The 12,788-nt window shown below is 61.0% G+C and carries 11 protein-coding genes; 2 read left to right on the top strand and 9 right to left on the bottom strand.

What is annotated here, in order from left to right; genetic code table 11:
* Window positions 1-172: 172 nt before the first annotated feature.
* Entirely contained in the window at window positions 173-1,174 is a 1,002-nt protein-coding gene (locus tag ACI2KA_RS23780) for an IS30 family transposase (protein ID WP_404504921.1), read from the top strand.
* Window positions 1,175-1,651: 477 nt separating this feature from the next.
* Here the strand turns inward: ACI2KA_RS23780 and ACI2KA_RS23775 are convergent, their stop codons facing one another.
* From ACI2KA_RS23775 to ACI2KA_RS23735, 9 genes are all read right to left on the bottom strand, one after another.
* Complete coding sequence (locus tag ACI2KA_RS23775; RefSeq protein WP_404504920.1) at window positions 1,652-2,413, bottom strand: SDR family NAD(P)-dependent oxidoreductase; 762 nt, start codon at window positions 2,411-2,413, stop codon at window positions 1,652-1,654.
* Between the two features lie 3 nt (window positions 2,414-2,416).
* Entirely contained in the window at window positions 2,417-4,099 is a 1,683-nt protein-coding gene (locus ACI2KA_RS23770; RefSeq protein WP_404504919.1) for an SMP-30/gluconolactonase/LRE family protein, read from the bottom strand.
* Entirely contained in the window at window positions 4,096-5,079 is a 984-nt protein-coding gene (locus tag ACI2KA_RS23765; RefSeq protein WP_404504918.1) for an NAD-dependent epimerase/dehydratase family protein, read from the bottom strand. The genes ACI2KA_RS23770 and ACI2KA_RS23765 overlap by 4 nt, the downstream gene beginning before the upstream one ends.
* On the bottom strand, window positions 5,076-6,158 hold the full coding sequence (locus tag ACI2KA_RS23760; RefSeq protein ID WP_404504917.1) for an ABC transporter ATP-binding protein: 1,083 nt from the start codon (window positions 6,156-6,158) through the stop codon (window positions 5,076-5,078). Before ACI2KA_RS23760 ends, ACI2KA_RS23765 begins: the two co-directional genes overlap by 4 nt.
* 2 nt (window positions 6,159-6,160) lie before the next feature.
* The gene (locus ACI2KA_RS23755; RefSeq protein ID WP_046800465.1) at window positions 6,161-6,991 is read right to left on the bottom strand and encodes a carbohydrate ABC transporter permease; all 831 of its coding nucleotides are present in this window, start codon (window positions 6,989-6,991) and stop codon (window positions 6,161-6,163) included.
* Window positions 6,992-7,001: 10 nt separating this feature from the next.
* Window positions 7,002-7,928 carry a carbohydrate ABC transporter permease gene (locus ACI2KA_RS23750; RefSeq protein ID WP_065116467.1) on the bottom strand — a complete coding sequence of 309 codons (927 nt, stop codon included), beginning with the start codon at window positions 7,926-7,928 and terminating at the stop codon, window positions 7,002-7,004.
* Between the two features lie 83 nt (window positions 7,929-8,011).
* Window positions 8,012-9,283, bottom strand: a complete 1,272-nt coding sequence (locus ACI2KA_RS23745) for a sugar ABC transporter substrate-binding protein (protein ID WP_065116468.1) — start codon at window positions 9,281-9,283, stop codon at window positions 8,012-8,014.
* Window positions 9,284-9,307: 24 nt separating this feature from the next.
* Window positions 9,308-10,474, bottom strand: a complete 1,167-nt coding sequence (locus ACI2KA_RS23740) for a mandelate racemase/muconate lactonizing enzyme family protein (protein WP_404504916.1) — start codon at window positions 10,472-10,474, stop codon at window positions 9,308-9,310.
* Window positions 10,471-11,379: a dihydrodipicolinate synthase family protein gene (locus ACI2KA_RS23735; protein WP_404504915.1), complete on the bottom strand. Its 909-nt coding sequence runs from the start codon at window positions 11,377-11,379 to the stop codon at window positions 10,471-10,473. Before ACI2KA_RS23735 ends, ACI2KA_RS23740 begins: the two co-directional genes overlap by 4 nt.
* 115 nt (window positions 11,380-11,494) lie before the next feature.
* On the opposite strand from ACI2KA_RS23735, the gene ACI2KA_RS23730 reads away from it, so the two are divergent.
* Window positions 11,495-12,415 (top strand): 2-dehydro-3-deoxygalactonokinase, encoded by a 921-nt coding sequence (locus ACI2KA_RS23730; protein ID WP_404504914.1) that lies wholly within the window; start codon window positions 11,495-11,497, stop codon window positions 12,413-12,415.
* Window positions 12,416-12,788 lie beyond the last annotated feature (373 nt).

Genomic DNA, 12,788 nt, shown 5'->3' with positions numbered 1-12,788 from the left:
CGCGGTGTCAGTGTCGCATGTCTAAATGGCCGGGACACCCAAATTGGACATTTCTACTTTGCACATCGGCGGACGTTTCAACTCCCCCGCCACATCGTTTGTAGCCGGGTACATTCTAATTCCAAGTGCGACATGCCAGTAATTTCAATGGCTTCATTTTGGAGATTTTGGCATGTCCGGATGTTATCAGCAATTGACCCTCGCCGATCGTCGCCTTCTTCACCGTCTCGTTGATCAGAAAGTCGCGATCAATGAGATGGCCCGGCGGCTGGGACGTCATCGTTCAACCATCTATCGCGAAATCCGTCGCAACACCTTCCATGACCGTGAGCTTCCCCAGTACACCGGTTACTTCGGGACGATCGCTGATCAACTGACCCGCGAGCGACGAAGACGCTTGCGCAAGCTGCGACGCCATCCGGATCTGCGAGCCGACGTCATCCGTCAACTCAAGGCTCGATGGTCTCCCGAGCAGATCGCCGGGCGTCTGCTGTCGGAGGGAATAAGCCCTGTTCGCGTGTCCGCCGAAACCATCTACCGGTTCATTTACAGCAAGGAAGATTATGCGCTCGGCCTCTATCAATATCTGCCGGAAGCGCGCCGCAAGCGTCGTCCTCTCCGCTCCAGAAAACCGCACAATGGTGCTTTTCCAGCAAGCCATCGTATCGGCCAAAGGCCTGATTTCATTGGAAACAGATCGCAGTTTGGTCATTGGGAGGGCGACCTCATCATATTCGAGCGTCCGTTTGGCCATGCCAATGTCACATCACTCGTTGAGCGCAAAAGCCGCTATACCGTCCTGATCAAGAACCCGAGCCGGCACTCGCGTCCGATCATGGACAAGATCATTCGTGCATTCTCTTCCCTGCCCGCCTTCGCGCGTCAAAGCTTCACCTTTGATCGCGGTACGGAGTTTGCCGCATTCCGGGCTTTGGAAGATGGCATTGGCGCACGAAGCTGGTTCTGCGATCCGAGTGCGCCCTGGCAAAAAGGTGCGGTGGAAAACGCCAACAAGCGCATCCGCCGTTTCCTGCCGCCGGATACAGACCTCAATCAAATGTCGCAGGCGACGCTGAACCAGCTCACACACATTCTCAACGACCAGCCGAGAAAGTGCCTGAACTATAGAACCCCGGCCGAGGCCTTCAAGGCCCATTTGCAGGAGGAGGCCTGATCCCCTACCCTGCAAAACAGGCGTGATGCACTTGGGGTAGGATGTCCAAAAAATTCTCCAAAACGTCAGTTTCGCGTAGGTGCTGTCGGCGAACGCCTTGTTCGCCGCCTTGACCAGTTCGGGCTTGCCCTTCTTGATGGCGAAACCTTTCTGGACATGGTTGACGAAATCCGGCGTAATTTCGAGAGGAAGGCCGGAATTCTTGATCGCCCATGCTCTGGCGATCGCATCGATAATGGTCGCATCGATATTGCCGTTGGCGAGCTCAAGCGGAATGCGTTTGAGGATCCACAGATGCTAGGTCTGAGCGGCTACTATGGCGTGACCGCCAACGAAGTGGCGCGGGAGCGCGGAGCTACGCTACCCACGCTTGCACGTTTTTCCGATATGCCCCATCGGTCATTGAGCGGATCATCCATGACTGGTCGCCACAGCGGATCGCCGGCCGCATGCGGTTGGAGCGTCATCCGATCTGCGTCACGAACCACCGGTGAGAAAGATAGTCTCACCTGTCATGAAACTGCAGGCCTGCGACGACAGGAAGATGGCGGCACCCACCATTTCTTCCGGCTGCCCGGCACGGCCCATCCAGTTCAGCGTCCGGACGTATTCAGCCCAGCCGTCGGGGTCCTCATCACGACGATGGGCATTGCGGTCGGTGTCGATGAGGCCGGGCGCGAGTGTGTTGAGCAACACATTGTCGCGCGCATAATCCCGCGCCTGACTCTGGATCAGATTATGCTGCGCAGCCTTGGTGGCGGCATAGGCGGTGACGATGCCCTTTGGCCGCAGCTGATTGACCGACCCGATGGAAACCACCCTGCCCCATTTGCGGGCCGCCATGCGCGGCAGGGCCGCCTGCAGCATATCCACCGTCGAGCCCAGATTGACCGCCAGCTGAAAGGCCAGATCGTCCGGTGTCAGTTCCGAAAGCACGGCGTTGATCTGGGCACTGGCATTGATGACAAGAATATCGACCGGTGCTATCGCCTCGGCCCGTTCGATGAGGTCACGACCGGCACCGGGTTCGGAAAGATCGCCCGCCAGTTCCTGCGCCGTGCCGCCGCCTGCGACGATCCGGTGCTGCACGGCTGCGGTGGCACCCGGCTTTACGCCATGCAGGATGACATGGGCTCCCGCGCCCGCCAGCCCCTCGGCAATGGCAGCGCCTATTCCACGGCTGGAACCGGTGACCAGCGTCGTGCGGCCCGTCAATCCAAAGACGCTTTCGAGACGCATCCTCTATCCTTCAAACAGCGATATGTGCGCGCCGGCAATTCCCGGGCGGCAGGAAAACAGGCCGCCGGAGAGCGGCGCATCGGCGAGTGTGGAGGCAGGCAGGCGCGTGCGGGCGCTGGTGATGAACAGCGTCGACAGGTCCGGCCCGCCAAAGGCGATGCTGGAAGGGCGCGGCACCGGCATGTCGATCACCTGGTCGAGCTTGCCGTTTGGAAGATAACGGCGCACGCACCAGCCATCCCAGATGGCGCACCAGACCCCGCCTTCCGCATCTACGGCCAGACCATCCGGTCGGCCATCGGCCACCGGAATGCGGGCGAATTCACGGCGCTGTGACAAGGCACCCGTCGCCGGATCACAATCATAGGCGTGGATGAGGCCGGGCACGGTATCGACGAAATAGAACGTCCTGCCATCAGGGCTCCAGCCGAGACCGTTGGAAACGATGATGCCGCCTTCCTTGCGCTCGGATGCGCCATTGGCATTGATGCGATAAAGCGCCCCCGTGGGCTTGGAGGCATCGATGCGCATCGAGCCGACCCAGATCGCGCCATCCGGCCCGCATTTGGCATCGTTCAGGCGGTTATCGGCAATGCCCGCCTCCGGGCTGACGAAGGGGGTCAGCCGGCCGGAGGCGAAATCCAGCCATTCGACGCCATCCTGCGACGCCACCAGCAATCGCCCGCCGGTGACCGGAATGACGGCGCTGACCAGTTTGCCGGTCTCGCAGGTTTCATTGCGGCCGGTGGCGGGATCGAAGCGGTGCACCGCCGGATGCAGAATATCCACCCAGTAGAGCGCGTTTTCCCCCTCGTGCCAGACCGGGCTTTCCCCCAGCTGTGCACCCCATGGCAGAACACAGCTGAGTTCGGCGCTGGGGCGGCCCGTTGCCGAACGCGGGCGCGGCCGCGAGCTGATCGCCACGGCCCCGGCTGCACCGGTAATGCGGCGGGCGGCAGCAATCAATTCACGCCCGGCGGGATGGATATTGGAGGAATCCAGCCGCGACGACGGCCCGAGCGCAACGAGCACGCCCATCGGCGTATTGTCACGGCCCATGACAGGGGCGGCGACCGAATTCACGCCCGGCAGATGCTCCTCGTAGGAAATCGAATAGCCCCGCGCCCGCGTCAGCGTCAGATCGGCCTGCAGCGCATCGAGGCTGGTAATGGTTTTAGGTGTCTGCAGATCGAGCGTCAGGCGATCCAGCAGCGCGCGGCCAACGGCGGGGTCCTGAAAGGCGAGCAGCGCCTTGCCCGGTGCGGTGCAATGCAGGGGAACACGGCGTCCCACCTCGACGCGCACCGAAAGACCGTTCGGCGAGCGTTCGGCGAGATATTGCGTCATGGTGCCGTCAAGCCGGCACAGCGCAACCGTCTCCCCCAGTTCGGCGGCCAGCCGCTCCAGTTCCGGTGTCGCCGCCGAGACGAGATCGAAGCTCTCCCAGACCTTATGGGACATTTCCAGAAAACGCTGGCCCAGCACATAGGTGCCGCGAGCCTCATCCTGACGGACGAGGCCATAAGCGATGAGGGTGCGCAGGATGCGCGCGAATGTCGGCTTCGGCAGACCGGAGGCGCGCAGCAGCTCGGCAAAACGCAACGGTTCCGGCGCATCGGCGACCATGTCGAGCAGGGTCAGGCCCTTGGCCAGTGCCGCCGTGCCGCCCGGCGTCTCCGGTTTCATTGCCTCTGCTCCTTCGCGAGTCGCTGCCGCCTTGCGGCCGCCGCGTCGTCCAGCATCCGGTCCATCGTCCATTCCGCTTCAAACCCCAAAGTGTTTCTGATCCGCTCGTTGGACGTATGGTAATAAACGCCGTCGCCGGGAAAATCGACTGTCACGATGGGCAGGCCGGTCAGCGCCGCAATTTTCGGCAGAAGCGCGGCGAAATCGGCCGGTTCATCGGCGCCAAGATTGAAGGTGCCGCCCGCCGCCCCGGGGTGATCGAGAGCAAGCAGAATGCCCGCCACCATGTCGCGCGTATCGGTTATATGCATACGGAACGGCCGGCCGTTTTCATTGCGCGCCAGAATGTGCGACGGCTCACCGATATCGCGGGACTGGAGCAGTTCGGCGATGGCAGTGTTTCCGAAATTCTGCTGCTGGCGAATGCGCGGCCGCAGGAAAAACCGGGGACCGGAAAAGAAACTCTCCTCATCCAGCAGTTCCGTCGCATCCTGCGTATGCGAAAACCGCAGGATCACCGTTTCCATGGTGCCGCTTCGCTGGTGGAAGCGCACCAGCTCTTCGCCCAGAAGCTTGGTCAGACCATAGGGCGAATTGGGGCAAAGCGGATGGTCCTCGGTGACCGGCAGGAACTCCGGCCGGTTTTCCGGATAGACCTCACCCGACGAAGCGAAAACGAACCGCCGCACGCCAGCTGCTGACGCCGCGTCCAGAAGCCGACGCGTGCCCTCGACATTGACGGCGAACATGCGGTCACGATCCGCCGGAGCCCATGACATGAAGGCGCCCAGATGCAGGACGGCACTCACGTCCTTGATTGCCTCGGACAATGCCTGCGCATCCTCCAGCAACCCGACGACTTCCTCGCCGCCGGTTGCCGATGGCCTCAAATCAAAACCGCGAACGGCGCGGCCCTGTGTGCGCAAAGCGGCGACAACGGCACGGCCGACACGGCCTGCCGATCCGGTGACGAGGATCATAGCCGTGCTCCGGTCTTTGCATCGAAGAGATAAAGCTGGGCCGGATCGAAACCGAGCCGGAGCGCCTCATTGCCGGGAAGGCTGCCGGTATGCGAGACGCGGGCGATCAGCCCCTTGGACTTGCCCTCCTCGCCATCCGCGACCCTTGCACCCTCCGCATCGAAATAGACGTATTTTTCCGATCCGAGGCTTTCCACCAGCGTCGGACGGACATCGAAAGTGACCGGCGCATCGCCCAGAACGAGATGTTCCGGCCGCAGGCCGACAATCACGCTGCCCTGGCGGCCGACGGCACCCGGCAGGGAGACCTGTTGCCCAAACAGGGTAACAGTGCCGTCACGCAGTCCCGCATTGAGGAAATTCATGCCCGGCGAGCCGATGAAACCGGCTACGAAAAGATTGGCCGGATTGTTGAAAAGCTCGTCGGGTGCAGCGATCTGCTGGATGATGCCGCCCTGCATGATGACGACGCGGTCCGCCATCGTCATCGCCTCGACCTGATCATGCGTCACATAAACGGTGGTGACACCGATGCGCTTGTGCAATGCACCGATTTCGGCACGCATGTGGACGCGCAGCTTGGCATCGAGGTTGGACAGCGGCTCGTCCATCAGGAAGGCCTGCGGCTGGCGCACGATGGCACGGCCAAGCGCCACGCGCTGGCGCTGGCCGCCCGAGAGATCCTTGGGCTTGCGATCGAGATAGGGTGTCACTTCCAGAATGCGCGCCGCATCATCAACCCGGCGGTCGATCTCGGTCTTGTCCGTGCCGCGCATCTTGAGGCCGAAGCCGATATTCTGGCGAACGGTGAGGTGCGGATAAAGCGCGTAGTTCTGGAACACCATGGCGATGTCGCGGTCACCCGGCGCCAGATCCGTCACTTCGTTGTCGCCGATGAAGATCTGGCCTTCGCTTGCCGGTTCGAGGCCGGCGAGGATTTTCAGCATCGTCGACTTGCCGCAGCCGGAAGGCCCGACCAGCACCACGAACTCGCCGTTCTCGATCTCAAGCGAAAACGGCCTGAGCACGTTGAGCGCGCCATAGGACTTGCTGACGTTGCGAATGGAAATATTGGCCATGCTTATTTCTCCGCGCCAGCGGTGAGGCCGCCGACCAAATAACGTTCCAGGAACAGGTAGATTGCGATGATCGGCAGCGCGATGAACACGGATGCGGCGGAAATGTCGTTCCAGTAGGTGACATATTCGCCCTGCATCGTGGTGATGCCGAGATTGGCCGTCCAGTTGTCCGGCGAGTTGACAAGGAAGGTGCGCGCATAGGCATAGTCTGCCCAGCTGAGCACGAAGGCATAAAGTGCTGTGGCGGCAAGCCCCGGCGTGGCGATGGGAAGCACGACGCGCACCATCGCGCCGATCGGCGAGCAGCCGTCGACCATGGCAGCCTGTTCCAGTTCCTTCGGAATGGTGTCGAAATAGCCTTTCAGCATCCATGTGGCGAAAGGAATGATCATTGTCGAATGCGCCAGAACCAGCGTCCACAGGCTGCCGATCAGGCCGAAGCTGGAAAAGATCGAAAACAGCGGAATGACCAGCAGCGTCGCGGGCAGCATCTTCGCCGTCAGGACGAAGAGGCCCATGGTCGCGCCACCCCGCATGGAATAACGCGACAGCGCATAGCCGGCGCTGACCGAGACCAGCATCGACAGCGCCACCGAGCCGATGGCCGCCAGCATCGAGTTCCAAAGCCACAGCAGGATCGGTTTTGCCGCCCAGACGCGGGCGAAGATGTCCCACTGCGGATCGTCCGGCCAGAAGGTCGGCGGCAGGCGGTAAAGCTCATCGGTGGTGGAAAGTGCCGTGACCAGCAACCAGTAGACCGGGAACAGGATCATCACCAGCGTGAAGATCACAGTCGCGTAAAGGGCAAGGCTCTGTAAAAATGTCCGTTTCATCAAAGCCTCCTCAATAGATCGATTTCGAACGCCGGCCGAGCATCAGGAGGCTCGCGACGATGCAGATCACCAGCGTCAGCACGCCGACGGCGGCGGCACGACCGAAATTGTGATACTGGAAGGCCTGGTCATAGGTCATGATCGACAGCGTCTGGGTTGAACGCAGCGGCCCGCCGCCGGTCAGAACCTTGATGATGGAAAAGTCGCGGAATACCCAAAGCAGCGTCAGCACCAGCGTCACGCCCAGCACCGGCATCAAAAGCGGCATGGTGATCCAGCGGAAACGCTGCCACACACTCGCGCCATCGACCTTGGCCGCCGCATAATAATCGGCGGGGATGGACTGCAGGCCAGCCAGACACATGATCGAGACGAAAGGAAAACCCTTCCACACCATGGTGATCGCCACTGCCCAGAAGGCGGCCGTGGAACTGCTGACCCACGGGATCATCTGGTCGGTGAAACCGAGCTTGATCGCCAGCCAGCCGAACAGGCCGAATGAAGTGTCGAACATCCACGCAAAGATGACGACCGCGATGATTTCCGGCACCGCCCAGGGCAGCGCCATTCCCAGCCGTGCGACGGTGCGGCCCTTGAAACGGTTATTGGCGAGAAGCGCCGTGCTGAGGCCGACGGCGACGCTGCCGGCGGTAACGACGATGACCAGTTTCAGTGTTACCCAGCAGGCCAGCCAGAATTCCGGCGACGAGAACAGCCAGGTGTAATTGCTCAGCGAAAACGGCCGGCTGGCACCGCCAAGCCTTGGTATCTTGACCTGCTGGAACGACAGGTCAACGGCCAGCACGAGCGGCCAGACGATGATGGCGGCAACCATCAGGACCGCGGGCGCGATCAGAATATAGCCGAGGAGATGTTGCCGGCTGGGACGCGCAAGATCGAAGAACTTGCGACGCCCAGCCCGAACGGGTTCGGTCATGGATGGTCCTCCTGCCGGATGCGAATGATGGCCATGGCCCTTTACGGGCCATGGCAGGACAACAAGATCAGGACAATGGCGGATCAACCCTTGATGGCTTCGGCCTTTGCTTGCATGGTTTTCGCCACCTCCGCCGGATCGAGATCCTGAATGATCATCCGCTGGCTTTCTTCCATCACCATCTTGCTGAACTCGTTGTAGAAAAGCTCAAGCCCGGTCGGAATGCGGTCGATACCGGCTTCAGACGCGGCCTTCATCGTTTCGATCAGCACCGGGAAATGCGGGATGGTCTTTTCAACACCCGAGACATCCGCTTTCGGGCTTGGCGGGGTGTTGCCGCCAAGGGTGGCGTAACTGCGCTGGAATTCCGGCGTCATCGTCAGCTTGATGAAATCCCAGACCAATGCCTTCTGGTCGTCGGGAATATCGGCAGGCATCGCCAGCACGTTGGAAGACCCGCCAAGTGGCGGATGAAGCGGCGGCGCGACATAAACGATGTCGCTCTTGGCCGAACCCTTTTCAGTCGTGCCATAAAGCCACGGTCCATCGAGCCGCATGGCCATCTTGCCATCGGCAAACAGCTTGCGCACGTCGCTGGCGCTCATGTCCACCGGGCTGATGCCGCTCTTCATCACGGTTTTCCAGCGTGAAAGGCCCTCGACCATCTGGGGCGTATCGATGGTGATGTTGCCATCCTTGTCGGTCCAGTAGGCGCCGGCATCGATGATGTAGTTCAGCATTTCCGTCAGATATTGCCCCGGACCACCCTTGGTTTCGTGGCCGGTGCCGAACTGGTCGATGATGCCGTCGCCGTTCAGATCCTTGGTCGTGGCTTTTGCAGCGGCCAGAAACTCGTCATAGGTTTTCGGAACCGCAACGCCGGCTTCTTCCAGCAGCTTCTTGTTATAGGCCATGACGAAACCGAAATAGTTGGTCATGATGCAGACGGTTTCGCCGTTCCATTCGCATTTCTGCTGGCCGGCCCAGCCGGTCATGTCGATGCCATCCTTCTTCAGCCACGGGTCGAGCGGTTCCAGCCAGCCGCTATCGGCAAACATCTGGAATTCGAAGGACGCCAGATGCACGATCTGCGGCGGCTGGTTGGCGGCGAAAAGCGTGGTCATCGTATCCGCGTAGGAACTGCGCTCCGCCTTGGTGAATTCGATCTTCACCCCCGGATGCTGTTTCTCGAAGGCGGCGATGGCGGAATGCCACCATTCGCCCGTTCCGGCATCGTCGGTCTGCCAGGAAATGAACTTCAGCACGGTATCGGCCATGGCGGGCGCAACAGCGCCCATGGTCATCAAAACGGCGGTCGCGGTGCTGAGCGCCAGCTTTTTCATTCTTTTGGTCATGGTTTCCTCCTCCAAAAAACCAAATCAGATACGTTCAATCAGACCTAGCGCCGCCTCCGACGGTCTTACCCCAAGTCCCGGTCCGGACGGCAGGTGATATCTGCCCTCGCGGCAATCCATGTCGCCTTCCAGCAGGCGGCGGTTCGGCTCGAAGATCGAGTGCTGGAATTCGTGTCCCTTCAGCATCGACAATGTCGACGACGCCTGCAGGCTGGCGGCAAGGAAGATGCCGGCGCCAACGGTGGCGTGCGGGATCACGTCAATGCCGTGTTCGGCAGCAAGTGCGCCGATGCGGATGAAATTGGTGATGCCCTTATGGCCCATTTCCGGCTGCACGATCGCGATGCGGCAGCGTTCGATGCGGGCGCGCATATCCCAATGGGTGCGCCATTCCTCACCGACGGCAATCGGCACGTCGGTATTCTTCGAAACCTTCTCCAGACCGGCAATGTCCTCCGTCCAGACCGGCGCTTCGGCGAACCACGGATCGAAGGGCTGCATTTCGGCAATCAGTTCCAGCGCCCGTTCCGGCGTCTGGTTCCAGTGCATGTCGGCGGCGATCTTCGCCTGCGGCCCAAGCACCTGCCGGAGATTGGCAATTTCCGCCGCCGGGCCGTCATCGGCCACCGGCGTTGCGAATTTGAAGGCGTTGAAACCGCGATCCTGCCAGTATTTCGCCAGTTCCCCGCGCGCCTTCAGCGTTTTTTCAGGCAGGCCGGAAACATAGGCCGGAAACGTATCTACCCCGCCGCCGAGAAGGTCGCGAACCGATTTTCCGGCTTCCTGCCCGGCAATATCCCAGAGCGCAATATCGAGTGCGGCGAGCGCATCGACGTAAAAGCCGCCGGTATAACCACGCACCCGCATCATGTCGTAGAGGTCGTCATAAACAGCCGAAGGATCGGACGCATCGCGGCCGATCACGAAACCGGCGAGAAGATCATTGACGAGGGCGGCGACCGCGCCGGGGGCGACGATGCCATAGGTCTCGCCCCAGCCGACAGTGCCGGCCTTAGTGGTCATGCGCACCAGCACGCTGCGGTCGAAGGTGGGGTAGACCGTGCGATTGCCCTTGCGCACGATATAGCCGTTGGGATTGACCACCTCGCCTTCCCTGAGCGCGCCAAGATAGGGCACCTTGCGCGGCTGGGTCAGCGTGAAGACTTCGACGGTTGCGATGGGGCTGTTCATGCGGCCTCCGCAGCAACAAGGCCGAGTTCGACCAGATTGGCGTCAATATCGGCAATGGCCGCCGCATCAAGCTCGGGTGTTGGCGCACGCACGCCGACACCTTCGATCACGCCGCGACGGGCGAGCACATATTTGGTCAGCCGCATGCGATAGACCGCCTGCAACACCAGAAGCGGCAGGGTACGGACATAGATCCGGCGAGCCTCTTCCTGCCGCCCGGCGACAAGCGCCCGGTCGATGGCCACATGTTCCTCGGCGATCTCCAGCGCCGGCATGGCCGCCGTAGCGCCTCGGGCATATTCGTCGAGAATGTAACGCGCGCCGCCGCCACCGATGACGCCCTTCAGCGTCGACGGCGCATGGGCGATGATGTGGCTGATGGCCGGGCCGGCGGGAAGCGTTTCTTCCTTGACATAGGTCACCTGCGGCAAGGCGCGCACGATCTCCACGATTGCCTGCGGCGAAAGGTCGGAGCCGCGCGGCGCAGGCGCGTTCTGCAGGATGATTTCGACCTCGGGCAGTGCCTCGACGATCCTGCCGAGGAATTCGATCAGCGCCGGCGCATCCGTGCCGACCGATTTGGGCGGCTGCACCATCAGGTGGCGAATGCCAAGCGCCGATGCCGCCCGCCCATGCTCGACCACCTCACGCCAGTTGGCCGCACTGGCGCCGGCCACAACCGGCACCCGGCCGGCCACCGCATCCACGACGATCTTCAGCAGCGTTGCACGCTCGGCGGCATTCAAAGCCTCCACCTCGCTGGCGAAACCGGGAAACACGACACCGTCCACGCCCTTGTCGAGCGCAAAGACCACCAGCCGCTTCATACCCGCTTCGTCAATGCCGCCATCAGCCAGAAACGGCGTGGGCAGAACAGGCAAAATCCCCTTGAGGCCAGCCACCATCTTTCTCCTCCCAATTAAGTATCATATTTTGATACATTGAATTCACTAATTGACACTATATAGACTCGCACCCTATGACAAGCCCCGAGATGAAATGAACGAGGAGGTTCAAGACATGGCAGCAACGGCGACGTCGATCATCGTTGATTGGGGAACGACATCACTGAGGGCGGCGCTCGTTGGTGAAGACGGCAAAGAACTCGATCATCTGGAAACCGCCGACGGTATTTCGAGCCTTGGCAAGGGTGAGCATGAGGCCGCGCTGATGGCTGCACTCGCACCCTGGTTCTCGCGCCACGGGCCCCTGCCAGTCGCCGCACTCGGCATGATCACCAGCCGCAACGGCTGGGTTGAAGTCGCTTACGTGCCGTGCCCCGCAGGCCCGGCGGAACTTGCCGCCGGCACAGTGCGCAGGACGCTGCCGAACGGCTCCGACCTCGTCTTCCTGCCGGGTCTCAACGACCCCGCCCGCCAGCCCTTTCCGGATGTGATGCGCGGCGAAGAAACCCAGATCGTCGGCCACGGCCTTGGCGAAGACGCCACCCTCATCATTCCCGGAACCCACAGCAAATGGGCGCGGGTGAAGGCGGGGCGGATCGAAGGTTTCCAGACATTCGTGACCGGTGAAATCTTCAACCTGCTCATCAATCATTCCTTCATCGCGCGCGGTTCAACGCAGCCGCCGGTCGACGATCCGGAGGCCTATCGCTGGGGTCTGAAAGAGGCAAAACGATCCGCCGCCATGCTGTCGCTGCTGTTTTCGGCGCGAACCGGCGGGCTTGCCGGCCGGCTTTCGCCGGATCAGCTGCGCTCCTATGTGCGGGGATTGGTCATCGGGCAGGAGTTTCGGCAGGCCCGCGATGCCGGATGGTATGCGGAGGGAGACGAGGCAGCGATCGTCGGCAATGATGGGCTGAACGACTTTTACAGGCAGGCAGCGGAAATCTTTGATCTGAAGAGATCCATGGGTGCCGAAGATGATTTGACCAAAGGCGCATTGATGGTCCTGCATCAGGCACTTTTTTTGAGAATTTGACGTCCTGAACTTAACCCGTTTCAGTTTCGAAGAAGACGATATGTATCAGGTCGTGTTGACAAAGTGGGACATGGGACGGACGGAATTTGCGCCTGCTCTTTGCAGGAAGAAACGGTTCCACGAACCCGAGCAGATGCGCCAATGTCACGACCAGCTATGGTTGCCGGCGCAGCTGGTGCAACGGCAGAAATGGGCTCTTGTGGGTTGATGCCCCTCAGGAGTTGCACCTCGCAACGGACAAGATGTGAGTATTTTATACTAGCGATTTTTGACTTACCGAACCGCTTGATTATATAAGACAGTCTATTCTCATCGTACCAATGCCGCATGAATTTGTCGGTAGCTATCGGCAAGCTGGTATTTTTTTAATAAT

Origin of the sequence: Agrobacterium sp. NPDC089420 (genome assembly GCF_044900305.1) — a bacterium.
Taxonomy (GTDB): Bacteria; Pseudomonadota; Alphaproteobacteria; order Rhizobiales; family Rhizobiaceae; genus Agrobacterium.
Note: the sequence above shows the minus strand (reverse complement) of the source record. Positions and strands in the feature narration are given on the sequence as shown.